At 62.9% G+C, this 24144-nt stretch carries 19 protein-coding genes and 1 pseudogene; 11 read left to right on the top strand and 9 right to left on the bottom strand.

Annotated elements, in window-relative coordinates:
• The first annotated feature begins 67 nt into the window (after positions 1-67).
• Both epmA and J2Y48_RS24300 read left to right on the top strand, forming a co-directional pair.
• Positions 68-1132: an EF-P lysine aminoacylase EpmA gene (gene epmA / locus J2Y48_RS24305; protein WP_310423886.1), complete on the top strand. Its 1065-nt coding sequence runs from the start codon at positions 68-70 to the stop codon at positions 1130-1132.
• Positions 1129-2190 (top strand): lysine-2,3-aminomutase-like protein, encoded by a 1062-nt coding sequence (locus tag J2Y48_RS24300; RefSeq protein ID WP_310423883.1) that lies wholly within the window; start codon positions 1129-1131, stop codon positions 2188-2190. Before epmA ends, J2Y48_RS24300 begins: the two co-directional genes overlap by 4 nt.
• A 41-nt stretch (positions 2191-2231) precedes the next feature.
• On the opposite strand, the gene J2Y48_RS24295 is transcribed toward J2Y48_RS24300, so the two are convergent.
• On the bottom strand, positions 2232-4301 hold the full coding sequence (locus J2Y48_RS24295; protein ID WP_310423880.1) for a HAMP domain-containing methyl-accepting chemotaxis protein: 2070 nt from the start codon (positions 4299-4301) through the stop codon (positions 2232-2234).
• Between the two features lie 156 nt (positions 4302-4457).
• Here J2Y48_RS24295 and J2Y48_RS24290 point away from each other — a divergent pair, with 156 nt between their 5' ends.
• Positions 4458-5171, top strand: coding sequence for a sulfate transporter family protein (locus J2Y48_RS24290; RefSeq protein WP_310423877.1), 714 nt, complete (start codon positions 4458-4460; stop codon positions 5169-5171).
• Between the two features lie 35 nt (positions 5172-5206).
• On the opposite strand, the gene nth is transcribed toward J2Y48_RS24290, so the two are convergent.
• Entirely contained in the window at positions 5207-6001 is a 795-nt protein-coding gene (gene nth, locus J2Y48_RS24285; protein WP_310423874.1) for an endonuclease III, read from the bottom strand.
• Between nth and J2Y48_RS24280 the strand changes: the two genes are divergently transcribed.
• Positions 6000-6500, top strand: a complete 501-nt coding sequence (locus tag J2Y48_RS24280; protein WP_310423871.1) for a DUF2244 domain-containing protein — start codon at positions 6000-6002, stop codon at positions 6498-6500. The genes nth and J2Y48_RS24280 overlap by 2 nt on opposite strands.
• 68 nt (positions 6501-6568) lie before the next feature.
• Positions 6569-7441, top strand: coding sequence for a bifunctional helix-turn-helix domain-containing protein/methylated-DNA--[protein]-cysteine S-methyltransferase (locus J2Y48_RS24275; RefSeq protein WP_310423867.1), 873 nt, complete (start codon positions 6569-6571; stop codon positions 7439-7441).
• A gap of 179 nt (positions 7442-7620) precedes the next feature.
• Here the strand turns inward: J2Y48_RS24275 and J2Y48_RS24270 are convergent, their stop codons facing one another.
• Positions 7621-9831 (bottom strand): calcium-binding protein, encoded by a 2211-nt coding sequence (locus tag J2Y48_RS24270; RefSeq protein ID WP_310423865.1) that lies wholly within the window; start codon positions 9829-9831, stop codon positions 7621-7623.
• 773 nt (positions 9832-10604) lie between these two features.
• On the opposite strand from J2Y48_RS24270, the gene J2Y48_RS24265 reads away from it, so the two are divergent.
• Entirely contained in the window at positions 10605-11828 is a 1224-nt protein-coding gene (locus J2Y48_RS24265; RefSeq protein ID WP_310423862.1) for a glycosyltransferase family 4 protein, read from the top strand.
• Here J2Y48_RS24265 and J2Y48_RS24260 read toward each other — a convergent pair.
• A complete protein-coding gene (locus tag J2Y48_RS24260) occupies positions 11794-12765 on the bottom strand; it encodes a glycosyltransferase family 2 protein (RefSeq protein WP_310423858.1) in 972 nt (323 codons plus the stop codon). The genes J2Y48_RS24265 and J2Y48_RS24260 overlap by 35 nt on opposite strands.
• A gap of 515 nt (positions 12766-13280) precedes the next feature.
• Between J2Y48_RS24260 and J2Y48_RS24255 the strand changes: the two genes are divergently transcribed.
• From J2Y48_RS24255 to wecC, 3 genes are read left to right on the top strand one after another with little or no spacing between them, the layout of a single operon-like run.
• Entirely contained in the window at positions 13281-14384 is a 1104-nt protein-coding gene (locus J2Y48_RS24255) for a hypothetical protein (protein WP_310423856.1), read from the top strand.
• A gap of 1 nt (position 14385) precedes the next feature.
• Positions 14386-15174 carry a WecB/TagA/CpsF family glycosyltransferase gene (locus tag J2Y48_RS24250; RefSeq protein ID WP_310423852.1) on the top strand — a complete coding sequence of 263 codons (789 nt, stop codon included), beginning with the start codon at positions 14386-14388 and terminating at the stop codon, positions 15172-15174.
• Between the two features lie 18 nt (positions 15175-15192).
• Positions 15193-16449, top strand: coding sequence for a UDP-N-acetyl-D-mannosamine dehydrogenase (gene wecC, locus J2Y48_RS24245; RefSeq protein ID WP_310423849.1), 1257 nt, complete (start codon positions 15193-15195; stop codon positions 16447-16449).
• On the opposite strand, the gene wecB is transcribed toward wecC, so the two are convergent.
• From wecB to J2Y48_RS24230, 3 genes are all read right to left on the bottom strand, one after another.
• Positions 16405-17607 (bottom strand): non-hydrolyzing UDP-N-acetylglucosamine 2-epimerase, encoded by a 1203-nt coding sequence (wecB, locus tag J2Y48_RS24240; RefSeq protein WP_310423846.1) that lies wholly within the window; start codon positions 17605-17607, stop codon positions 16405-16407. The two genes, wecC and wecB, sit on opposite strands and share 45 nt — an antisense overlap.
• A 63-nt stretch (positions 17608-17670) precedes the next feature.
• Positions 17671-18459 carry a CpsD/CapB family tyrosine-protein kinase gene (locus J2Y48_RS24235; RefSeq protein ID WP_405030312.1) on the bottom strand — a complete coding sequence of 263 codons (789 nt, stop codon included), beginning with the start codon at positions 18457-18459 and terminating at the stop codon, positions 17671-17673.
• Between the two features lie 49 nt (positions 18460-18508).
• Positions 18509-20083, bottom strand: coding sequence for a lipopolysaccharide biosynthesis protein (locus J2Y48_RS24230; protein WP_310423842.1), 1575 nt, complete (start codon positions 20081-20083; stop codon positions 18509-18511).
• Between the two features lie 451 nt (positions 20084-20534).
• On the opposite strand from J2Y48_RS24230, the gene J2Y48_RS24225 reads away from it, so the two are divergent.
• On the top strand, positions 20535-21215 hold the full coding sequence (locus J2Y48_RS24225; protein WP_310423839.1) for a sugar transferase: 681 nt from the start codon (positions 20535-20537) through the stop codon (positions 21213-21215).
• A gap of 97 nt (positions 21216-21312) precedes the next feature.
• Here J2Y48_RS24225 and J2Y48_RS24220 read toward each other — a convergent pair whose 3' ends face one another.
• A complete protein-coding gene (locus tag J2Y48_RS24220; protein ID WP_310423836.1) occupies positions 21313-22116 on the bottom strand; it encodes a response regulator transcription factor in 804 nt (267 codons plus the stop codon).
• A gap of 813 nt (positions 22117-22929) precedes the next feature.
• Here J2Y48_RS24220 and J2Y48_RS24215 point away from each other — a divergent pair.
• Positions 22930-23865, top strand: coding sequence for a glycosyltransferase family 2 protein (locus J2Y48_RS24215; protein ID WP_310423833.1), 936 nt, complete (start codon positions 22930-22932; stop codon positions 23863-23865).
• A 78-nt stretch (positions 23866-23943) separates the two neighbouring features.
• On the opposite strand, the pseudogene J2Y48_RS24210 reads toward J2Y48_RS24215, so the two are convergent.
• A pseudogene (locus tag J2Y48_RS24210) lies at positions 23944-24144 on the bottom strand (hypothetical protein); the annotation flags it as partial.

Genomic DNA, 24144 nt, shown 5'->3' with positions numbered 1-24144 from the left:
GGCCGCAACTATCCTAAATTCCGGCGAAACGCCAGTGTTTACGCCGGAATCTGATAGAAACCTTGACATGAAGCCAAGCAGTCCCGCCCCATCCCCCTGGTGGACGCCAGACGTCCACGCCGACCGCCGTCCGTTCCTGATTGCGCGAAACCGCATCCAGACGGCGCTGCGCGCCTACTTCGCCGAGCGCGATTTCATCGAGGTCGACACCGCGACCTTGCAGGTCTCGCCCGGCAACGAGGCCCACCTCCACGCCTTCCGCACCGAGGCGATCGGCCACTCGGGCGCAATATCGCCGCTCTATCTCCACACCTCGCCCGAGTTTGCCTGCAAGAAGCTGTTGTCGGCCGGCGAGAGGCGCATCTCCTGCTTCGCCCATGTCTACCGCAACCGCGAGCGCGGGCCGCTGCATCATCCCGAGTTCACCATGCTCGAGTGGTACAGGGCCGGGCAAGGCTACGAAACGCTGATGGAGGATTGCGCCGCGCTTCTTGCCCTTGCTGCGCGAACGGCCGGCACCGAACACCTCGTCTACCGGGGACGTGACTGCGATCCGTTTGCCGACCCGGAACGCCTTACGGTCGCCGACGCCTTCATCCGGCACGCCGGCATCGACCTGCTCGCGACGATCCACCCCGATGGCTCGACCGATCGCGACGGGTTGGCGAAGGCCATGGCGGCGAGCGGCTTGCGCGTCGCGCCCGACGACGCCTGGGCCGACCTGTTCAGCCGCGTGCTGGTGGAGCGCGTCGAGCCCCATCTCGGCTTCGGCCGCGCGACGATCCTTTGCGAGTATCCGGTGGCCGAGGCGGCACTCGCGCGTCCCTCGCCGCGCGACCGCCGGGTCGCCGAACGCTTCGAGCTCTATGCCTGTGGTGTCGAACTTGCCAACGCCTTTGGCGAACTGACCGACGCGGCCGAACAGCGGCGCCGCTTCGGCCTGGAGATGGCCGAGAAGCAGCGTGTCTACGGTGAGACCTATCCGCTCGACGAAGATTTTCTTGCAGCGCTTAAGATCATGCCGGAGGCGAGCGGTATCGCGCTGGGCTTCGATCGGTTGGTGATGCTGGCGACCGGGGCGACCCGCATCGACCAGGTCATCTGGGCGCCGGTGGCGGAGACAGCGCCATGAGTGCCGCGCGCACGCTGCGTTCGGTTTCCGAACTCGAGGAGGCCGGACTGGTGCCGGAGGGCTCCTCGCAGGCCGAGGTCGCGCGCGTGGGCGAGCGATACGCCGTTGCCGTGACGCCCGCCGTCGCGGCTCTGATCGACAACAGCGATCCGAGCGATCCCATCGCCCGGCAATTCCTCCCCGATGCGGCCGAACTGACGGCGCTGGCGGAGGAACGCGCCGATCCGATCGGCGATTTGGCGCACAGCCCGGTCGAGGGGATCATCCATCGTTATCCCGACCGGGTCCTGTTGAAGGCCGTGCACGTCTGCCCGGTCTACTGCCGCTTCTGCTTCCGACGAGAGATGGTCGGCCCGACCGGACTAGGGACGCTGACACCGGAGCAGCTGGATGCGGCGATCGACTATATCGCAACCCATCCGGAAATCTGGGAGGTGATCCTGACCGGCGGCGATCCGCTCGTGCTTTCGCCACGGCGGCTGAGGGAGATCATGCAGCGGCTGGCCGCGATCGAGCATGTGAAGGTTGCCCGGATCCACACCCGCGTGCCGGTGGTCGAGCCTGAACGGATCGATGCCGACCTCGTCGCGGCGCTGAAGGCGTCGGGGAAGACGACCTACGTCGCCCTCCATGCCAATCATCCCCGTGAACTGACCGCGCAGGCGCGCGCGGCCTGCGCGCGGTTGATCGATGCGGGCGTTGCGATGATCAGCCAGACGGTGCTTCTCAAGGGCGTCAACGACGACGCGGAGATACTGGCCACACTTATGCGCGCCTTCGTGGAGAACCGCATCCAGCCCTACTATCTGCACCATCCCGACCTTGCACCGGGAACAAGCCATTTCCGGCTGAGCCTCAGTGAGGGGCGGGCGATCGTGGAAAGGTTGCGCGGCCACATTTCCGGCTTGTGCCAGCCGACCTACATCCTCGACCTTCCCGGCGGCTACGGAAAGGTGCCCGTACTTTCGGCGGCGGTGCGGGAGGAGGGCGATGGTCGATTTCGGATCAGGGACTTCCGCGGCGTGGAGCACCTCTACCCACCACAGCCGGAAGACTGACCGCCGCTACCCAGTCGAGCCCTGACCCTGCGTCGGGAGGGTCAGAATTCCTCCCAGTCGCCGTCCTTCTTGCCTGCGCCAAGGGCGCCGAGCAGCTTTTGCTTCAACAGGTTCGCCGGAGAGGCAACCGCCCGCGATTTCTCGCTGGCCGCCTTTACGTTCCATTGGCCAGACGACTTGCGCGGCAGTTGGGTCACCGTGCCCTGTGATGGCGCTGCCGGTTTCGTCACCGACATCGTCCGCGGCGACGAAGCCGGGGAGGCCGGCGCAGCCTCGGATGCCTGCATCACCTGAAGGTGCGGTGCGCGCGCGGACTGGCTCTGGGCGGCACCGACATTGAATCGGCCGATCAGCGTGTTCAGCGCCTGTACGTCGTCGGCGAGGCCGTGGCTTGCAGCCGTCGTCTCCTCGACCATCGCCGCGTTCTGCTGCGTTCCCTGGTCCATGGTGCCGACCGCCGTGTTGATCTCCGAAAGCCCGCTTGCCTGTTCACGCGCCGCCACGACGATCGCCTGGACGTGGCCGTTGATCTCCTGGACCTCGGCAACGATCGTTTCGAGTGCCTTGCCGGTTTCGTCGACAAGTGCGACGCCGTCCTGGACCTGGGCACCCGAGGCCGTGATCAGCGCCTTGATTTCTCGCGCAGCCTTGGCCGAGCGTTGTGCCAGCTCGCGCACTTCCTGGGCAACGACTGCGAAGCCCTTGCCCGCTTCACCGGCGCGCGCGGCTTCTACGCCGGCGTTCAGGGCGAGAAGGTTCGTCTGGAAGGCAATATCGTCGATGACACCGATGATGTTGCCGATTTCTCCGGACGACTGCTCGATCTGCTGCATGGCCGAAATCGCGCGGCGGACAATTTCGCCCGACTTTTCCGCACCGCCACGCGTGCGGGCCACCAAGGTGCCGGCTTCCTCGGCGCGGCGTGTCGAATCCTTCACCGTCGTCGTGATCTGCTCCAGCGCTGCAGCCGTCTCCTCGACGGAAGCCGCCTGATGCTCGGTGCGGCGGGCGAGGGCGTCGGCGGCAGAGCGGATCTGGCGCGCGCCGGCATCGATCGCCCGCGCATTGTCGCCAACTTCGCAGAGCGCCTCCTTCAGCCGTGCAACGGATGTGTTGAAATCCTGCCGCAGGCGGTCGAGTTCCCCCTCGAAGGGCGTATGGATATCGCAGGTCATGTCGCCGGAGGCCAGCCGGCCCAACGCGTCGGCAAGCGAGGCGACGGCGGCCTGCACCTTGCCGCTCTCGCGATTGCGCTCCGCTTCGCGCGCCATGCGCTCGCCCTCGGCAATAGCCCGGTCGGACGTTGCCTGGCGCTCGAGCCGCATGCGTTCGCCGGCATTGTCCCGGAACACGGCAACCGCACCCGCCATTTCTCCGATCTCGTCGAGACGTTCGGAGTAGGGAATTTCCTGGCCGATGTTGCCCTGCGCAACCTGCTTCATTGCGCCAGAAATGCCGTTCAGCGGCCGGACCACGCGGCGGTTGACGATGAAGATTGCCGCAATGGCGAGTCCGACGGACAGCATCAGTGCGGCGATCGTCAGCCGGTAGGCGAGCTTCTGTTCAGCCAAGGCGGCCTCGATGCCGTTCCCGGTCGTGCTCTCAGTGCTGGCGATCAGGCTGGCGAGTGCCGCCTCGATCCTGTCGGCGTCCTGCTTCATGGGGCCTTGAAAGATTTCCGCGGCAACGCCCTTGGCGGCCATGGCGGAAGCCTGCTTCAGCTTTTCCGATTCCGCGAGATAGGTGGCGAGGCTGCTTTTGACGCTGTCGACCACATTTGCCGCGTCCGGATCGCCAGAGATCGCGGCCGCGTAGGTGTCGATCTGCTTGGTCAGTGCTTCGGCGTGTTCGGCGATGTTGGTCTCGATCACCGGTATTGCGTCCGGATCCCTCGTCAGCATGTGCTCGGCGTAGGCGCCTTGCAGCTTCGCGAAGTCGTGGCTGATCTGCAGGATCGCGCTCATCTGCGGCATGCGCTCGCGGCCGATACGCTCGAACTGGCCGGTAATCGTCGACAGGGACCGGAACGCGACAGCGCCCTGCAAAGCGCCGAGCGCCACCATCAAGATGAAAAGAGCGGGAAGGAGTCGACTAATCCTGATCGTGCGCATTGAGAGTCCCAGATTCTGTTGTCGCCGTTGGCGAGCCTTTTGGCGGAGAGTCTAGTTTCGGCGACTTAACGCGGACTTAATCCGCAACCGCGCGATGCTGGCTTGCGCCGCGGTTGCCCACACCCTACATCCGCCGGCGCAACAGGGAGAAAGCGGATGATCCTCGACGCGGTACGCCTGGCCCTCGCCAATCTTTTCGCGCCGGAAACACGCCGCGTGTTCTGGAAGGTGCTTGGGCTAACGATCTTCTTTCTGATCGCGCTGTGGTTCGCCCTTCGGGAGAGCTTCATCGCCTACGCGCTTCCCTATTTCGACGGCTACCTGACCGGCGTTCCGGACTGGGCGGGCTGGCTGGCCGTCTTTGCCGGCATCTTCGCGAGTGCTGGCCTGGCGCTATCGCTGGCGCTTCTGCTCGCGCCGGTCACGGCGGTTGTCGCCGGCTTCTTCCTCGATGACGTGGCCGAGGTCGTTGAACAGCGCCACTATCCTGGCGATCCGCCCGGCAAACCGTTGCCGCTCGGCACGGCAATCGCCAGTTCCATCAAGTTCCTAGGCGTGGTGCTGCTCGGTAACCTGGCGGCGCTGCTGCTGCTGATCATCCCGGGCGTCAATCTGATCGCCTTCTTCCTCGTCAACGGCTATCTGCTCGGGCGCGAGTTCTTCGAGTTCGCGGCGATGCGCTTCCGTCCGCCCGAGGAGGCGCGGCTTTTTCGCTCCAAGCACGCCACAACCGTCTTGCTGGGCGGTCTCGCCATTGCCGCCTTTCTCGCGATACCGGTCGTCAACCTGCTGACCCCGCTCTTCGCCGCCGGCCTGATGGTACATCTGCACAAGCTGCTCTCGCGTTCCGATCCGGCCTTTCGTGGCTGAGTTCTTGCGGACGGGTCGCGCGAAAGGCTCGCGAGCTAGCCCGCCGCCGCGATAGCCTGCGGCGGCAACTCCACCAGCGGAGCCGGGATGTCGCAGGTCTTCTCGGGCGATCGACAAATGTCGGCGATCACGCAGCGTTCGCATTCTGGCTTCCGCGCCTTGCAGACGTAGCGCCCGTGCAGGATCAGCCAGTGATGGGCACGGTAGAGATACTCGTCCGGGATGATCCGCATCAACCGGTCCTCAACCTCGTCCGGCGTCTTGCCGGGGGCGAGCAGGATGCGGTTGGCAATGCGCAAGATGTGGGTGTCCACGGCGATCGTCGCCTGGCCGAATGCCATCGACAGCACCACGTTCGCGGTCTTCCGGCCGACACCCGGAAGAGTCACCAGTTCCTCGCGGGTCCGCGGCACCTCGCCGCCGAATTCGTCGACGAGCTTCCGGCTCAGCGCGATCACGTTCTTCGCCTTGTTGCGGTAAAGCCCGATCGTCTTGATGTGGTCGCGCACACTGTCTTCGCCGAGCGCCAGCATCTTTTCCGGCGTGTCAGCTGCGGCAAAGAGCGCGCGCGTCGCCTTGTTGACGCCGGCATCGGTCGCCTGCGCGGAGAGTGCAACCGCGACGACGAGGGTGAACGGATTGACGTGTTCCAGCTCGCCCTTCGGCTCCGGGCGCTGGATCGAGAAGCGGCGGAAGATCTCGTGGATCTCGTCCGGCGAATACGCGGTCTTCTGCTTGGTGGCGCGGCGCTTCGGTGCCGCCCGGGAGCCGACGGCAACGCCTGATTTCGGTTTCGCGTTCTTCATGTTCCCTCTATAGTCGTCGGTCATGAACGATGGCAATGACGAGATCAGCCTGAACGACCGGCCTGTGTTCGTCGCCGAGCTCAGGCCGCACCGGTCGCTGGGCCGAAAAGGGCACCTGATCTTCTTCCTCATCGCCGGCGCATTGACCTTCGCCCATATGGCGGTTTTCCTCCTTTCCGGGGCCTGGCCGATCGTGATGTTCTTCGGTGTCGACTTCCTCATCCTGCTCGCGGCCTTCTGGTTGAACAACCGTGCCGCCCGCGCCCGAGAATTGGTCGCCCTGTCACGCACCAACATCTCGATCCGCAAGCTTGCACCTTCGGGCCGCGAGGCCAAGCACGACTTCAACCCGTTCTGGGCGCGTTTCCATGTGTCGCGGCGCGATGAGATCGGCATCACGGACATGGCGGTCAGCGGCCAGGGACGCCGGACCGACGTCGGCAGCTTCCTGCACCTCGATGACCGCGAGCGCTTTGCGACGGCGTTCGCTGGCGCCCTTGCCCAGGTCAAGCGCGGATACTGAGCCTGGAGCAAGTTTCGGGTGGCGGGACCGCGCATGGCGTGTTTTCCTGTAGCCACAGGAGAAAAACGATGACCATTGCCGCCACGCTGAAATCCGACATCACCCCTGATGGCGCCGACTATGAAACCGTCCGACGCGTCATCGAGATGATCACCGACGACTACCGCGACCAGCCCTCGCTGGACGAAATCGCCGCCCGCCTGAAGCAGTCGCCGACGCAATTGCAGAAAACCTTCACCCATTGGGCCGGTCTTTCGCCCAAGGCCTTCCTGCAGGCCGTGACGCTGGATCACGCCAAGCGCCTGCTGCGCCAGGAATCGCTGCCCCTGCTCGAGACGAGCATCGAGGTCGGCCTGTCCGGGCCAAGCCGTCTGCATGACCTGTTCGTGACCCACGAGGCAATGTCACCGGGAGAGTGGAAGGCGCGCGGCGAAGGACTGACGCTCCGCTGGGGCTTCCATCCCTCGCCGTTCGGGCGGGCGCTGGTCATGATCACCGAGCGCGGCCTCGCAGGCCTTGCCTTCAGTGACGATGAGGACGGCAGCGCCTGCTTCGAGGACATGGCCTGCCGCTGGCCGAACGCAAAATATGTGGAGGATCGCCAGGCGACCGCCCCCTATGCCGCGCGGGTCTTCGATCCGGCCCGTTGGAACGCGGAAGAGCCGCTTCGCATCGTCCTGATCGGGTCGGATTTCCAGGTCCGCGTGTGGCAGGCGCTTCTGCGCATCCCGATGGGCAAGGCGGTGACCTATTCCGATATCGCCGGACAGCTCGGCCAGCCGAAGGCCTCGAGGGCGGTCGGCGCAGCCGTCGGCCGCAACCCGATTTCCTTCGTGGTGCCCTGTCATCGCGCGCTTGGCAAGAGCGGTGCGCTCACCGGCTATCACTGGGGGCTTACCCGCAAGCGGGCGATGCTCGGCTGGGAAGCCGGCAGGGCCTAAACGCAAGGCCGCGGTGAGCCAGCCTTTCGGGTCCGCCAGGTCCCGGAAACGGTCGTCAACACGCCCAATGCAAAGAAGGCCGAACATACCTGCCGAGGACACAACAAGCCCGCCGAGCGATCGGCGGGCTTGTCAGCGAAGCATGCCATGGGCGGCGGCTGCCGCCCAAGGCATCAATCTTAAAACAGCCAGATATCGTTGGCCGACAGCGTGTAGCCGTTATCGAGCTCGGCAACCTTGACCTGGCCGGCGGAACCGTTGCCATCCTTGTCGAAGTAGAGCGTATGGCTCGCCTTGTCGAAGATGAACCGGTCGTTGCTGTCGAGCGCCTTCGTGCCGAGCCGGAACGCGCTGGCGTTCAGCGCGCCCGTCGCACCGGATGTCACGTCGAAGTAGATCAGATCGTTCGAGCCGAAGTCGGTGATATGGTCCGCCGTGAGGCTGGCCTGCTGGAACACAAACTTGTCCGCACCACTGCCACCGGTCAGCTTGTCGAAGCCGGCGCCTCCGGTCAGCGTGTCGTTTCCGGCACCACCGGTGACCGTGTCGCTTCCGGCATCACCGGTCAGCGTGTCGTTTCCGGCGCCACCGCTCAGCGTGTCATTGCCGATGCCACCGCTGATCGTGTCATTGCCAGCGCCGCCGGTGAGCTTGTTGTTGCCGGCATTGCCAATGAGGGAGTTTGCCTGCCCGTTTCCGGTGCCGGACAGGTTGGATGTGCCTGTCAGTTCCAGCTTCTCCACATATGCACCGAGCTTGAAATCGACCGAGGCTTTGACGTGATCGTACCCGCCATTGACCTGTTCGGTCACCACGTCACCCGCGTTGTCGACACTGTAGACGTCGTTTCCGCCCAAACCGACGAGCTTGTCACTGCCCTTGCCGCCAACCAGAACATTGCGCGCATCATTGCCGGCAAGCGTATCGTTGTAGCTCGAACCCGTCAGGTTCTCGATACCGATGAGCTTGTCTCCGGTGGCATGGCCGCCACTCGCCTTGCCGGTCTTCAGGTTGACGTTGACCGCGGACGAACCGGCATAGGTCGCCGTGTCGGTCCCGGCGCCACCGTCTAGAACGTCGGCACCGGCGCCACCCTTCAGCACGTCATTGCCGCCGAGGCCCTTGAAGGTCTCGTTGCCACCATTGGACTGACCGGAGAGCGGCATGTTGTCGTCGCCTGCGGTGCCGGTGTAGACCGTGGCGGCCGGGGCATCGGTGCCCGGATTCACGCCACCCATATCCGGCATCGTGCCCGGATCGGTGTTGCCGGAAACGACGGGGTTGTCGTCATAGAAGGCGAACTTGCCCCACTGGCCGGTGCCGATCTGGTTGTTGACGATCTTGATCGAGCCGTCGTCGACGGTGCCGCCACCCTTGCGGCCGTCGAGATAGACGGTGTAGCCGCCGCCGATCAGGCGGTTGCCCTCGATGGTGATGTTCGACAGGCCGCCGAACTCGTTGTTCATCATCACCGCCGAGGTCTGCTCGTGGTCGTTGATGACGGTGTTGTGGATGATCTGGATGTCATGGGCACCGCGGGCGTCGGTGCCGCCGCCGTTGATCTCGATGCCGTCGTAGTGGGCGTCGCTGCCGCCGCGCAGGCTGTGGATGAAGTTGTCGCGGATCACCGACGGGCCGACGACGTTGATGCCGTTGTCGACGTCATGCAGGTTGTTGCGCAGGAACGTGCCGTTGCCGTAGATGGCGTTGACGGTCCGGCCCTGGCCGTCGACCTCGCTGTCCTGCAGGGTGAAGCCGGTGGCGCCGTCCATGACGCGCAGCGCGTGCCACGGCGTGTCGGAGGTCAGCTTGACGTTCTTCAGCGTCACGTTCTTGGCGTCGATGATGATGGCGCCGTAGACTTCCAGGTTGCTGATCACCGCGTTGTCCTGGGTGACCCGGTAGGTGCCGGTGTACTTGGTCATGTTCGAGCCGGCGGCAATGCCGGTGTTCGACGCATCCGGGAAGCCGGTGACCGTCGAGGCGGCAGCGGCGGCAGGAGCGGCTGCGGCAGGCGCAATGGTTGCACTCTTGGCCGGCGCCGCAGCGGTGGTCGTGACTTCGTCGGCGACGGCACCGGGCTTCATCGCAGCCAGTTCGATTGCCGAATCCAGATCGCCCTTCGTGGACGTGGTTTCCGACTTGTCAGACGACGACGAGCCGTTCCAGCCCTTGTCGCTGTCATGGGCGGACCGCAGCTTGAGACGGTCGGCAAAGCTATTGCCGGCGTCGTTGTTGTGGTCGGTGACCTTCGACAGACGATCGAAGATCTTGTCTAGCATTGGAGCCGCAGTCTGGCTGTTTTCGTTGATGGCATTGCCGATAAGGTCGACGAGCGTCGTTTCAGCCTGAACTCCGGCTTCGGTTACATCGCGAATTTTGCTTGTCACTGCTTCTTTTGCCTTTCTCCCCACCCTGAACCCTTTGGAGACGGTGGTACTATTCTGGGCTATACCGGTTAATATTTTTGTAGGTCCGGCGTTACGGCGGGGACTAATAGGTCAGGTCATTTGAGAGGGCAACAGCACTGGAGAAGTAAGAAAACACAACAATATCGCCCGATTGCTGCCATATTATTCGCCGCTGCGGGGTTTTGTTTCTTGAAATATTGGTAGAAATCCGTGCTGCCGGAATTGCGGCAGAATCCTGGAGCGAGTCTCCTGCGGAAAAGCATTACGAAAGCTGAATTCGAGCGCCGCGCATTGAAACCATTAGGGAAATCTCAAACTCCGCAAAGCGAGTGAATTTCGACCTCTCGCGCTTACGATGAATTTGACGTTTTTTATGAATATCGCAATTTTGCAACCATGGAGGCGTATTGCGAGCAACGGCAACCATTGCGGACGGCGCCGATCACTAGAAGACTCCCCAAGAACTGGAAAATGGAGTGGTGCACAACCGCCATGGGACCCGGACAATAGGCGGCCCGGAATGTCGTGGACTCCACAAGCCTGCAGTCAGACTGGCCTCTAATCCTCGCCTGCAGCCACCCGCCAAACGGACAGGTGGGGCGGCCGTTCTCGTCCCTTCGAGGTGGCTCGCCCTGCAACCGGCAGAGCCTGGATCTACCTTGTGCCGTGTTGATCGTTCCGATCGGGGGATCATAGATTCCAGAGCGCGGGCAATGTGGGCAGGCGCCATTGGACGCTGAAGGGTGGTGGAAGTGGCAAAGATCCTGCTTGTTGCTCCGACCTGCAACGGCGAAGACGTCGGTGAAGCCTGGGTCGCATCCCGCTGGGCGCAGCACCTCGGTGAACGCCATGACGTCACCTTGCTGACCTATCACAAGCGCAACGCGGTGCCTGCCCGGCGGCAACTTTCCGGTATGGAGATCGTGGAATGGACGGAACCGGCGCTGCTGGGACGGGCGGAGCGATTGAACAGCCTGATGAAGCCGGGATACATCCCGTTCTATTTCCGAGCCCGGCACTGGATACGCTCCGCGCTCGCCGCCGGCCACCAGTTCGATCTCGTCCATCAACCTGTGCCGGTTGCCATGCGCTATCCGTCGCCGGCGGCAAATCTCGGCATTCCGTTGGTCATCGGACCAGTGGGTGGGGGGCTTTCGTCTCCTGAGGGCTTCGCCGGAGACGAGGGCACGAGTCCCTGGTTCATGAAGCTGCGCAAACTGGACCGCTACCGGCTGCGCTGGGACCCGCTGCTGCGCGCGACCTATCAGCGTGCGGACTGTGTCCTTGGCATCGCCGACTACGTGCGGGAACATCTTGCCGGGGTTCCGCTGCAACGTTTCGAGCTTATGAGTGAAACGGCGCTGGACCAGGTCCCACCGCCTGTCGACCGGTTCGGCAGATCCGGGCCCGTGAAGCTGCTTTTCGTCGGCCGGCTCGTCCGCACCAAAGGCGCACGCGACATAGTGCGGGCCATGGCGCTCGTGCGGGAGCTTCCGATAGAGCTCGACATCGTCGGGGACGGTCCGGAACGCGAGGCGTGCCAAGCCCTGGTCGACTCGTCTGGCCTCGGCGACCGGGTGCGCCTGCAGGGCTGGCGATCCAAGGACGAAGTCGCAGAATTCTATCGTCAGGCGGACATCTTCGTGTTTCCGAGCTATCGGGAGCCGGGCGGAAACGTCGCGCTGGAAGCCATGGGCCACTCGCTGCCGCTGATCGTCGTCGACCGTGGCGGCCCCGGCACCGCTACGATCGATCAATGCGCCATCAAGCTTGCCGCGACCACGCCGGAAGCGTTGGCGCGCGACCTGTCCTCGGCCATCCGCAGGCTCGTCGACGATCCTGCCCTGCGCCGGCGCATGGGCGCTGCGGCCCATGCCCACGTCACCAAGACCGGGCTGTGGTCGGCGAAGCTCGACCGGATGGACGAGATTTATGCTGAACTTATCGGTTTGGCGCGCCGTAACCGGGCTGCCTGAGCGATCCGCCCAGTGCGGCCCGCAGCGCCGCGCGGTGCCCGGCACCCAGACCCATGCGCATGGTTTCGCCGACAACGATGCTCAGGCGAAACAGCGCCGTGGCAAGGGCGCCGTGATGGCGACGAAAGTACCGGATGCGGTTCTTCGTCATGAGCGTGGAGAGAAAATAGTCGTTATGATAGGCGCCGCCGATGTGCGTGGTGCGCGCCTGCGTATCATAGACGACGGCGAGGCCCGCCCGCCTGACCCGCTGCATGTAGTCGACTTCCTCGCTATAGAGGAAAAAGGAATCATCCCAGTCTCCGACGACCGATCGGGACCGCGCCGAGACCGCAAGCGCGGCACCGGTTGCCCAGTCGACCTTTCCGCCGGTGCGATAGAGCAGGGGATCGGCGACGATCTCGCCGAGGCCGAGGCGAGCGGCAAGTCGGGTTCCGGCCAACGCATCGGACCATGCGGTCATCAGCGACGGTTCGCGGCGAAGTGACTGGGCCACCATCCCGTCCTCGTTGAGCATCTGCGGCGCGACGACGCCGATCGATGGATCGTCCAGGCGCGCCACAAGACGCGCTGCCGCGCCGCGATGAAGCCGAATGTCCGGGTTGAGGACGAGAAGGTGCATGTCTTTGTCGGTGGTTGCCGCCGCTGCATTGATGCCAGCCGCAAAGCCAGCGTTTCGGCCAGTCTCGATGACCCTGACGCCGAATGGATGCGCGCGCGCCAGTTCGACGGAAGCGTCACGTGAATCGTTGTCGACGACGATCACGTCCCGACGCGTGAGGCCTTCCAATCCCTCCGCCAGGGAATCCAGAAGTCCGGGCAAAACCTCTTCGCTGTTGTAGGTGACGATGACAACCGCAATCCCGGCGGTCCCTTTGACAGGCGAGGGGGTCTGACTTGCTCGCGGGTCGTCTGAAGGCGTGCGCAATGCGTCCATATCCGCGCTCTCGTGTGGAGGCGGCCCGCGACGGCGAGCCCCGCGGAAAGATTGCAGGAACGGGCCGATGCCGAAAGACTGCCGAGAGAGGTAGACGCCCGCCGAATCGAACCTTTCCCTTATACGGAAAGGCAAGAAACGCACGCATGCCCCTATCCTATCGGCGCATGTCCCCACCCCCGGCGGCAAGGTCTGGCGGTGTCGTTAAGTCTATGAGCGCGGTGGATTATCGTCGAGAATTTCCTAGCATGCTTCCGGAAGACACAGGAATTCTCCGCTCTTCACGCAGTTCATTCTGCAACCTTTGATCAGCCGCCGCTTCTGAACACGGCGAGGCATTGGAAGGTTTTATGTCATTCGAAGCAAAGCGTTCATCGGATCCGATTGAACAAGAGCCGAGTTCGGACCGCCGCCCAGCGGCCCGAATCTCAGTCGATCACTCAAAATCGAGTCCATCCAGCCGGCTGCAAGCACTTGCCGACGTTTCGGCAACCGCCCGCGCAAGGGTCGATCAGTTGTTGACGCTGGCGGAGGACGGTCTGCGCCGGATGCACGACGGCGGCGTTTTCGGGCACACGCTGCGCGCGGTCCGAACCGGCACCGGTTGGATCGAGCGACTGGAAGGCGACAGCCTGCGATACGCGGCAATGGCGGCCCTGGGGCTGTCCCATGTCGACCATGAGGTGCAGCGGATGGTCCTCGGTGGACGCACCGCTGCCGAACTGGCGCGCACCTGCGCCCTGCGCGCCGAGGCCTCGCCCGACGCCGGTGCTGCCGCGCTGGCGGCATGGGGGGCGGCTGAAGCCGGCGGCATGTGCGCGGACGCCCTTTTCGCCGCGCTTGCAGCGCGGCTCGAATCGCAGGCGCCCATTGACACCGTCGACTGCGCCTGGGCCCTCATCGCTGCGCTCGCTGCACGCCACCTCGGAAGCACCGAGCGGGTCGTGGACCTTGCCGGCACGAGACTGAGGGCGGCGCAATCGCGTGCTGGAGTTTTCCCGCACCTGCTGCCGGCAACCGCAAGCGGTCGCCTGCGTGCCCATATCGGCTGCTTCGCCGACCAGGTCTATCCGATTCAGGCACTGGCGCGCCTGTCGGTCGCCCGGAACGATGCATCGGCGCTGGCTGCGGCAGAATCGTGCGCTGCCCGCACCTGCGCCCTGCAGGGGCCGGCCGGGCAGTGGTGGTGGCACTACGATACCCGCGATGGAAGCGTGGTCGAACGCTATCCCGTTTACAGCGTCCATCAGCACGCGATGGCGCCCATGGCCTTGCTCGACCTACGAGAGGCAGGCGGGCGCGACCACTGGCGGCCGATCATCATGGGTCTGCAGTGGCTCGACGAGCATCCTGAAACCGTGGAAACACTCGTTTGTCCGCAGAAGGGCGTCATCTGGCGCAAGGTGGCCCGCCGCGAGCCGGCCAAGGCAGCACGGGCGGTCGCCGCGGTTACCACCGCAATGGCGCCGGGATTGCATCTGCCGATGATCGACACGCTGTTCCCGCCTGGACCGGTGGATCACGAGTGCCGTCCCTATGAGCTCGGTTGGCTCATCTACGCATGGCGCTCGGGCCCGGTCGGCAATCATGGCAATGGCAGCCAGTCAGGGGAGATCTGACATGCCGCATCACCGACAACTTCTGTATGGGATGTATATGGATGCCGTGCGCATGGAGGACGTCATCGATCGCTGCCATGCGGCGCTTGCCACCCGCAGCCGGATGTTGCTGGGCGTGCTGAACGCAGCCAAGATCGTCAAGCTGCGCAACGACACGCTGCTGCGAAACTCACTACTCGAATGCGATCTGCTTCTCGCCGATGGCCAGTCGATCGTTTGGGCGAGCAAGCTCCTGCGCCGTCCGCTGCCGGAGCGGATTGCCGGGATTGACGTATTCGACCGCCTGCTGGGTCTCGCGCATCAGGAAGGGCGGACCGTTGCACTCCTCGGCGCCCAGCCGGACGTCCTGTGCAGGCTGGAGGAGGTGATCCGTACCCGTTTCCCTGGCTTGAAGATCGCTTGCAGCCATCACGGCTATTTCACGCCGGACGAGGCCGATCAGGTTGCCGGCGCCATTCGCGCCTCCGGGGCCGACATGCTTTTTATCGGCATGACATCGCCGAAGAAGGAGATCTTCCTTGCGACCTACGGCCCGACGCTGAATGTGCCGGTGCTGCACGGCGTCGGAGGATCGTTTGACATCATGGCGGGCTTGACCAAGCGCGCACCCCTTGCCTGGCAACGCGCCGGAATGGAGTGGGCCTACCGCCTGCTGCAGGAGCCGCGGCGGCTTTGGTGGCGCTACCTGGCGACAAACACGAGTTTCATCCGGCTGACGGCGCGGGAAATGATCCGTCCCTCCCGTGCCTTCGAGCCCGATTCGCCTGCCAAACCAACAGCCGCCGAGTAAGGTAGTGGAGCATCGTTGATGAGCGAAGTATTCAAGGGCCGACTGGCCATAATCGGGATGGGATACATCGGCCTGCCGACCGCCGTCGCCATCGCAACGCGCGGCATCGACGTCATCGGGGTCGACATCAACCCTTCGACCGTCGCAGCGATCGCGCGCGGCGAGGTGCCCTTTGTCGAGCCGGATCTCGCGGTGGCCGTCAGTGGCGCCGTGGCGATGGGCCGGCTCACCGCGACGACCGAAACGCCCGAGGCAGATGCCTTCATTATCGCCGTCCCGACCCCCTTCAACGAGGACCGGACTGCAAACCTGTCCTATGTGAAGGCGGCAGCGGAACAGATCGCTCCAAGGCTCAAGCCCGGCAACATCGTGGTGTTGGAGTCCACGTCTCCGCCGGGCACGACGGAGAAGGTCGGCAGGTGGATCGGCGCCCTGCGGCCGGACCTCCGGATGCCTCGCAACGGCGATGCCATCGCCGACGTGTTCGTCGCCCACTGTCCGGAAAGGGTGCTTCCCGGTCGAATCATGATCGAGATCGTGACAAACGATCGCGTCGTGGGTGGGCTGACGCCACGATGTGCCGAGAAGGCGGCATCCATCTATCGGCTGTTCGCACAGGGAGAGATCCTGCTCACCGACGCTGCGAGCGCCGAAATGGCGAAGCTTTCCGAAAACGCCTATCGTGACGTCAACATCGCCTTCGCCAACGAGCTGTCGGCGATCTGCGAATCGCTCCACATCGACATCTGGGAGGTGATCCGCCTCGCCAACCGCCATCCGCGCGTCGGCATCCTCAGCCCTGGCCCGGGAGTCGGCGGACATTGCATCCCGGTGGATCCCTGGTTCATCGTCTCGGCGGCACCGGAACTGGCGCGGCTCATCCGCACCGCACGGGACGTCAACGACCGGCGGCCGCACGACGTCGCCGCACAGGTGGTGGCCAAGGCCGAACGATTCCGTTCGCCGACGATTGCCTGCCTGGGGCTGACCTTCAAGGCAAATGTCGACGACGCGCGCGAGAGTCCGGCGATCGAAGTGGTCTCCCTGATTGCAAAGGCATTGCCGGAGGTCGAGATCCTCGTCGCGGATCCCTATGTCTCGACCATGCCCGAACTGCTGAAAGGCTACGGAAACCTCCGCCTCGAGAACGCGCACGAGGCCGTGGAACGCGCCGACATCGTCGTGCTCCTCGTCGAGCACGAACCCTTCAGGGCACTGCGGCACACCCGGTTAGGCGGCAAAGTCATCTACGACACGCGCGGCGCTTGGCGCTGACCGTTCCTCTCCAACCCCAATGCCGGGATCGAATTCGGCAGGCCGGTCCGCGAGCGAAAAGAAGTGTTCGATCGCTTGGACCGACCGTATCGCTGCCCGGCCATCACCATAGGGGTTCACGGCACGCGCCATCGCCTGGTAGGCGTTCCGGTCCGAAAGGAGCCGACTGGCCGCATCAAAAATGCGATCTTCGGCCGTACCGACGAGTTGCACGGTGCCAGCGGCGACCGCTTCCGGACGCTCGGTCGTATCGCGCATCACCAGGACCGGCTTACCGAAGGTGGGCGCCTCTTCCTGCACGCCGCCGCTATCGGTGAGCACGATCGAACAGTCCGCCATCGCCTTGACGAAGTCGCCATAGTCGAGCGGTCCGGTCACCACGACATTCTCTACCCCCTCCAGAGGCGGCAACAAAACCGCGCGCACGGCGGGATTGAGATGGGCCGGAAGCAGAAAGGCGACGTCAGGAAAGGCGCGCGCCAGACGGGCGATCGCGCGCGCCGTCTGGGCCATCGGCTCGCCCCAGGACTCGCGCCTATGGGCGGTGATCAGGACGCACCGCCTTCCGGCAACCCGCTCGACGTCCGGATTGGCGATCTTCGCGTTGCCGGCGGATACGTGGAGCAGTGCATCAATGACGGTGTTGCCGGTGACGACCACGTTGTCTGCTGCGATTCCGTCCTTCAACAGGTTGGCTTTCGACGTTCGCGTCGGCGCCAGATGCAGGACCGCGAGCTGCGTGGTCAGGCGGCGATTGATTTCTTCCGGAAACGGATTGTGGCGGTCGCCGGTCCGAAGGCCAGCCTCGAGATGGATCAGCGGCACCTTGCGGTAGAAGGATGCAAGTGCGGCGGCAAAGCAGGTCGTGGTATCGCCCTGAACGGCGAGCGCATCGGGCGCCTCGGCCTCGATAACCTTTGAGACGCCCTGGAGCACGCGAGCGGTGATGGATTCGAGCGTTTGCGACTGGGTGAGGATATCCAGGTCGTGATGGGGTTGAATGCCGAACAAGCGGTTGACCTGGTCCAGCATCTCCCGATGCTGGCCGGTAACGGTCACGATCGGCGTACAATGGCGCGAGCGGCCGAGCTCAGCGATCAATGGGGCCATTTTGACCGCCTCGGGGCGTGTCCCATAGACAACCATAATCTTGCGCATGCCGGCTCCCTTTTTCAACAACGGATCGGTTCAGGGGAAGGCACGTGTCCCCAGGCAAGCCCTCTAGAAGAGCCCGTATCGGCATCTGTTCAGGACAACGCCAGCCACGTTGGACCGCTCCGCCAACTCGCGCTCGCAGACATCCACTTCGTCCATCGTGCTTTGGTCGGCGGCGACAACGAGGATCGCGCAATCCACGTTCGGCAGGAACGCCGTCACATCATCGTTCGGCAACATCGGCGGCAGGTCGAACAGGATCACGTCCGGTGTCATGCGCTTGCGCATGTCCCGCAAAGCCTTGGCCGCATTCAGGCTCTGCAGCAGTTCGGCGGAGAACTTTACCGGCCGGCTGTTGATGCCGATTGCCAGATTGTCCCCATAGCGGTGCAGCACCTCGTGCAGTTCGCAGTTCCCATTGAGAAATTCCTCCATCGAAGAGGGTTTCTTCATGCCGAGCAGGCGGCCGATGTCGGGCTGCTTCAGGTCAAGATCCATCAGGACGGTCCGACAATCCGCCTGATTAGCCAGACTGAAGGCAAGGTTGAGCGCGACGACCGACTTTCCGCAGGAAGCCCTCGGCGAGGTGATGGCCACGGACGTCCAGCCGTTTTGCCGAAGACATTGAAGCAGCCTGGTGCGCAGCATGTCGAACGCGCTGTAGGCCTGATTCGAGCGATTGACGGTGACGATGCGATTGTGTTCGGCCAAATCGGAATTGACCGTCAGTGTGGGAAGGCTGTCCCAAGTCATCTCCCGCTCGAACCGTGCAGCGGATTGCACGGTCTGCTCTGCGAGCCGATCGATGCTGCGTAGTCGCATCGCCTCATGCAATGGTGCCGGTATCTGCTCCATGGATCAAAATCCCAATCCTGCCGGTGAAACTCAGGGGGCTTGCCGCTCTTCATATGGATCCTGACTGGCCTGAGATGATTTTCTGGACCACCAGATGAAGCGGCATGACGAAGTGGTGGATCAACAGCAGGGCGGCCGGCACAGCTCCGGCGGACAGGAGTGCGGCGATCCGGTGTTTTCGGCCGACAGAACGAATTTCACCGACACTGCGAATGTCAGGTATGGTGGCAAGGGGTTGCGTCTGCAAAAGCTTTGCAATGTCGGCCGGGCGACGAACGGTTCGGTTCATAAGTTCCAGCAACAGGACGAGACCGATGCCGAGCGCTATTCCGAGCGGGGCCCCGAGAAGGATGATGCGGCCACGGCGCGGATTGGTCGGATCGAGCGGCGGCGTTGCAGCCTCGATCAACGTCAGACGCCCGCCGTCGGATCGCATCTCGATCTGCTTGCCGGTCGAGGCTTCGGCACGCCTGGCAATGGCGGCATTATATTGCGTCTGGATGTTCTCGCGATTGCGCTCCAAAGCGTTCAGCACCGTTTCGCTTGCCGGCGTGGCGGTGATCGACCGGCTCAGGTCTTCGATGCGGCGGCTTGCTTCGGCTCTTTCGCGTCCGATCGCCTGGAGCCGCTCGTCGATGTCCGACAGTTGCAGATCGAGCCCGAACGAAGCTGTCTCGGCGTCGGACTGTTTCTTGTCTTCACGGGCGGCATCCCTCACCGGCACGGCGGGAAGCCTGCTCTGCAGCGTCGCGATGCGCTTGCGCAGGGCGGCCACATTCGGGCTGGTTTCGGAAAACAGCGCCAATTGCTCCGCCAACGCCCGGTTCAAGTCCGCCAGCATCTGTTGCTCCGGCGTCAGCGGAATGGCGTCCGATAGGCGCCCGGTGTTGGTGTAGGTGGCGATCAGCGCGCTTCGCCTGGAGCGCAACTCCGATTCCTCACGCTCGAGCGAGGACACCCGCTCCTGAAGACTGTTCTGCTGGCTGCGGCGAAACTCCACGCTGTCCGGCAGCGTATCCTTGTTCTCCGTCTTGAACTTCAGGATATCCGCCTCGAGCTTGTTCAGTTCGGTTCCCAGTCTGGCAACCTCCTGATTGAAGAACTGGAGCGTGTTACCGGCCCGGGCCGTGCGCTGCTGCTGGTTTCTGTCGACGAGCATCGACGTGATCTCATTGGCGATCATGGCTGCCAGAACGGGGTCGCGCCCGGTAAAGGATATCTCGAAGATCGTCGTGTCCTGGTCTCGCGATGACGTGGCCAGGGCCAGTTGTTCAAACGAGATGCGCGATCTCAGGTCCGCGACGATGTCGTCGTCGGCCGGCCTCTCCTCGGTATCGGCGTAAATGCCAAGCCTGTCGGCCAGCTCGATCAGGTTCTTGCGCGTGATGATTTGCTGCTGGAGAACCTGGAGTTGCTCGATCGCGCCGATGGCGACCGACGAGCGGGCGAGTTCCGACGGGATTTGCGGAGCCTCGACCAGGACCTTCGCGCTCGCGCGATAGAGCTTCGGCATCATGGATCCCACGACCACCGCTGCAAGGAACGCCGTCACGGCAACCGCCAGGACCAGCGGCAACCGGCGAAGCACGAGCGAAATATAGAACCGCAAGTCCATGCTGTTCATTGCAAAACCACTCAGATCTCCGAAACTGTCGCCGTCATTCTCGGGCGCCTGCGCATCGCACGGTAGATCGTCAATGGTGGGTGCGCCGGTTGCGCCTGTCGCCCTCGGTAATCCCTTTGGGTAGGACCGTTCGACCTATGCCTTATCGCTCGCCGGGGCGGATTGCGGCGTCCATTGTCGGGCTGGGCCCGGCGCCGCGCTTGCCGGCAAGACGCCATTGGCGCCTACGGGGTTCGCCCCGCCGAAAGAGCAACCTGAAATCAGAACGCCGCGCGGAGACTAGATCGAATTGTCTAACGGCGATTTATTGAGGCGGCATTTCCTATGGTTAATATAACCTTACGCAAGTGCTCTCGATGAACAACTGACTGTGTATCCCGCTGGTTCGATTCCCGGCGAGGACTTTCTTTGCGCGCTTGCAGCGATGTCCCATCATCACGCGGAGGCCGCAATGCGGAAAGACCATCTGCCATATGCGTTGCGGTTCACGGCACAAACCCTGCCGCAGCAGCCTGCAGTTGGCTCGCGCTTTGTCTACCTCGCCGTCAAGCGCCTGTTCGACATCTTCGTCACGCTTGCCGTTGCGCCGCTCGCGCTGACCGTCGTCGGTATCGTGGCGCTGTTGATCCGCCTGGACGGTGAGAAGGCTTTCTTCTACCAACCGCGTCTCGGCAGGGATGGCAGGGTGTTCCAATTGTGGAAACTGCGAACCATGGTGCCCCAGGCGGACGCCAAGCTGCGCGAGTATCTTGCCCAGGATCCGGCCGCGCGGCTCGAGTGGGAGCATAGCCAGAAGTTGAAGGATGATCCCCGCATTACTCGGATCGGAAAATATCTCCGCAAGTACTCGCTCGACGAACTTCCGCAGCTGTGGAACGTGCTGCGCGGCGACATGAGCCTTGTTGGCCCTCGGCCGATGCTCCCCGAGCAACGCGCACAGTATCCTGGAACGGCTTACTTCCAAATGCGTCCGGGTCTGACCGGTCTATGGCAAATCAGCGTCAGAAACGGCTGCAGTTTTGCCGAGCGCGCCGTGCACGATACCCGCTATTTCGGAATGATGTCTTTTGGCACGGATCTTTGGATCCTGTCGCGAACGCCGCTCGTCGTGTTTCGAGGCACCGGGCTCTGAGGCTCTTCTTGGAAGTGGACCGCGCCGGTGCGGCCGCAAAAAAAAGGGCTCCGCTGAGGAGCCCTTTTTTGATTACGCCGTCCAGAATCGGTGGTCGTCAATGTTCGAGACGGCTTGACGTGTCGGAGGAGGAAAAGTCCGTCGGGAACAGGTCGTTGATTTTGTAGGCGACCTCGGTCCTGTTGGTGGCCTTCACCTTCTTCATGATGTTGCGGATATGCACCTTGACGGTGCTTTCCCGCAGATTGAGTTCGTATGCGATAATCTTGTTGGCTTTGCCGCGCCGCAACGCCTCGACAACTTCCGCCTGGCGGGCAGTGAACATGCCGGCCAGCGGCCGCACGACAGGGCTGCCGGTCTCCAGGACCTGACGCATGGCGAAGACGCTGCTGGCGGGTACGAAGATTCCACCCGCCAGCGACAGTGCGATGGCTTCGATACACACGTCGATGCTGACGGAAGAGGGGATGTAACCTTTCGCCCCACATTCCAGCGCCTTCATGATCTGCGCCAGGTCGTCTGTATCCGCAAGGACGATGATCGGCGCGTCGAACTCCGCTGCCAGCTTCTTGATCTCATCCGACACCGCCGGCTCGACGATCTTCCTGCCTCCCACATTCAGCAGGATGGCCGCGAGGGGGGGATAGTCGTGGCGTTTGCGTTTCCACTCTTCCATGGAACCGAAAGCGACGACGTCCATATCGATCTTGTGGGCCGAGATGCACTGCGCGAGGCATTGGCGATCAAGCGCACGGCTGTCAATGATCAGTAGTGATCTTTCTCTCGGGGCAAGAGTTTCTTCGAGCGTGTTTTTCTGTGCCTTGCTGGAAGAATCGATTGCAATGGAAGGGATGAAATTGCCCGTTATTTCCTTACCGTTCGACATCATTGCTGAGTTCATAGCTGCTTTACTCCCTACAACGGCACGCGCAGCCTCCCCCATTTCACAGGGACACAATAAAGAACGCGTGCTAGCCCCAACTGTGCTTTTAAAGCTTCAAACTTGGCGGTCATTCACGGTCATTAGGATATAGTATTGTGTATGAGATATAGCTTATTTACCCGATAATAACGATCTTGCCTAGCGCCGTGACAACTGACGGCGAGGCCGACGAGCAGCAAGCGCGCCGTCGCCGATATAGACCCATCGAGGTAGGGAAATACCGTCAAAAGGAGGAGGGCCTACGCCATTAGGGAAGAGGAACGGGCCGTCAATATCCTTGACTTTCAGGTGGTTGCGTTAATCACGCAGAGCCAAACCAGCAAAACTGGTCGCACCCGCCAATGCCGCCATCATCCAAAGGATGAATGCGTTTAGGACACCTCGATATTCACCAAGCATAAAATCAATTAACCTATATTGATCGAATATCGCAGCGTGATGTTTGCGTTAGTCTTTGGCGCTGTCAATTCATCCGCGCTCCGGAAAGTCATAGCCGATATGCTTATGCACTGAAAATTGACCCTATCCACAAGCAAGACGCCTCCCGCACTACCGGCGTGCGTGAAAAGAGGCTGCGATCCATTAACAGCCGTACGCTTTTGCATGCCGCTTCGGCTGTTTTCTAAAGTGCTGCGCCCCTCGCCGAATGGATGTCCTGGCGCCTGCTTTGGCCTGTCTTTCCACACCGTCTGTTTTGCGGATAGTGTTCGCAGCGTATGGGCCATGAACCACCGAACCGGGCGGCCGCCTGCTTAAGCGGGAGACAGTAATATGAACTGGCAGGCGCCAATGGATGCCGATGTCTCTGTCATCTTGCCGACCTTCAATCGAACGCGCAGCCTGACTGCCGCCGTCACGAGCGTCCTCACGCAATCCTACCGGAGCCTTGAGCTCATCGTGGTCGACGACGGCTCGACCGAAGACGTCGAAGGGCTCTTGCGAAAAATCGAGGATGAACGGCTGAAGTATATCCGCCGCCCGCAAAACGGGGGGGCAGCCGCAGCACGCAATACAGGCCTTGCTGCGGCAAAGGGTCATTTCATCGCTTTTCAGGACAGCGACGACATCTGGTTGCCGGATAAGTTGAAGAGGCAGGTTGCCCTGTTTTCTCAACTTCCTGATCACGTGCGCGTGGTGACGGGGGCCAAGATCGTCTACGGTCGCGATCCTTCCTTCAACTATGGACCTGCAAGGATTGCCTATGCACCACCGCCGCAAGGGCGACTGACGCTGGAAGAGGATCAGGTGGCGCATCTGCTGTCGGAGAACCGGATCAGCGTGCAAAACACCCTGTTTCGCCGGGACTGTTTCCCCGAAGCTGTCTGGTTCGACACCTGTGCGCGAGCGAACGAAGACTGGGACTTCGCAGTCCGGCTTGCTCGGCACACGACGATCTACGAAGATATCGAACCCGTCGTCCTGGGTTTCATCTCCGGTGACAGCATCTCGTCCAACAGCCGCAAGCAGACGATCGGGATGATGAGGATCCTGCGGAAGAACAGGGCGGTTCTTCGCAAGTACAAGCGGCAGAGATCGAGGATGCTCATCGACCTGGCGATCGTGCTGTTGAACGACGGCAAAACAAGGCGCGGTCTGCGGTTTCTGTTTGCCGGCTTGGCGGATTACCCGCCGCATGCGATGAGCCTCGCGGGATCGTTGTTGCGGCGAACCAGAAAGATGGTCCGCAAAGCGAGCGGCAGGGGATAACAGCGCCCCAACCACCTCTCGTCGCAACGCCGGCGGCGGCAAGGCCGTCCGGAGCGGCAGCACTGCCGCGCAGGTGCCTCACTTCGAAGCGTCGCGTTGCTTTCGCTGCCCAACGTCCATTTGTGCGTTGCCGGAAATGACGGGGTTGTCGGCATAGAAGGCGAACTCGCCCCATTGGCCGGTGCCGATCTGGTTGTTGACGATCTTGATCGAGCCGTCGTCGACGGTGCCGCCACCCTTGCGGCCGTCGAGATAGACGGTGTAGCCGCCGCCGATCAG

The organism is Mycoplana sp. BE70 (assembly GCF_031455855.1).
In the GTDB taxonomy this organism is placed as follows: Bacteria; Pseudomonadota; Alphaproteobacteria; order Rhizobiales; family Rhizobiaceae; genus Mycoplana.
This window is presented reverse-complemented; position numbering and strand designations above follow the sequence as displayed.

What these genes read in the sequence shown, in the direction of transcription:
- epmA (WP_310423886.1), top strand. Translation starts at nt 68, where the DNA reads ATGAAGCCAAGCAGTCCCGCCCCATCCCCCTGGTGGACGCCAGACGTC.
- J2Y48_RS24300 (WP_310423883.1), top strand. Translation starts at nt 1,129, where the DNA reads ATGAGTGCCGCGCGCACGCTGCGTTCGGTTTCCGAACTCGAGGAGGCC.
- J2Y48_RS24295 (WP_310423880.1), bottom strand. Translation starts at nt 4,301, where the DNA reads ATGCGCACGATCAGGATTAGTCGACTCCTTCCCGCTCTTTTCATCTTG.
- J2Y48_RS24290 (WP_310423877.1), top strand. Translation starts at nt 4,458, where the DNA reads ATGATCCTCGACGCGGTACGCCTGGCCCTCGCCAATCTTTTCGCGCCG.
- J2Y48_RS24280 (WP_310423871.1), top strand. Translation starts at nt 6,000, where the DNA reads ATGAACGATGGCAATGACGAGATCAGCCTGAACGACCGGCCTGTGTTC.
- nth (WP_310423874.1), bottom strand. Translation starts at nt 6,001, where the DNA reads ATGACCGACGACTATAGAGGGAACATGAAGAACGCGAAACCGAAATCA.
- J2Y48_RS24275 (WP_310423867.1), top strand. Translation starts at nt 6,569, where the DNA reads ATGACCATTGCCGCCACGCTGAAATCCGACATCACCCCTGATGGCGCC.
- J2Y48_RS24260 (WP_310423858.1), bottom strand. Translation starts at nt 12,765, where the DNA reads ATGGACGCATTGCGCACGCCTTCAGACGACCCGCGAGCAAGTCAGACC.
- J2Y48_RS24250 (WP_310423852.1), top strand. Translation starts at nt 14,386, where the DNA reads ATGCCGCATCACCGACAACTTCTGTATGGGATGTATATGGATGCCGTG.
- wecC (WP_310423849.1), top strand. Translation starts at nt 15,193, where the DNA reads ATGAGCGAAGTATTCAAGGGCCGACTGGCCATAATCGGGATGGGATAC.
- wecB (WP_310423846.1), bottom strand. Translation starts at nt 17,607, where the DNA reads ATGCGCAAGATTATGGTTGTCTATGGGACACGCCCCGAGGCGGTCAAA.
- J2Y48_RS24235 (WP_405030312.1), bottom strand. Translation starts at nt 18,459, where the DNA reads ATGGAGCAGATACCGGCACCATTGCATGAGGCGATGCGACTACGCAGC.
- J2Y48_RS24230 (WP_310423842.1), bottom strand. Translation starts at nt 20,083, where the DNA reads ATGAACAGCATGGACTTGCGGTTCTATATTTCGCTCGTGCTTCGCCGG.
- J2Y48_RS24225 (WP_310423839.1), top strand. Translation starts at nt 20,535, where the DNA reads ATGCGGAAAGACCATCTGCCATATGCGTTGCGGTTCACGGCACAAACC.
- J2Y48_RS24220 (WP_310423836.1), bottom strand. Translation starts at nt 22,116, where the DNA reads ATGAACTCAGCAATGATGTCGAACGGTAAGGAAATAACGGGCAATTTC.
- J2Y48_RS24215 (WP_310423833.1), top strand. Translation starts at nt 22,930, where the DNA reads ATGAACTGGCAGGCGCCAATGGATGCCGATGTCTCTGTCATCTTGCCG.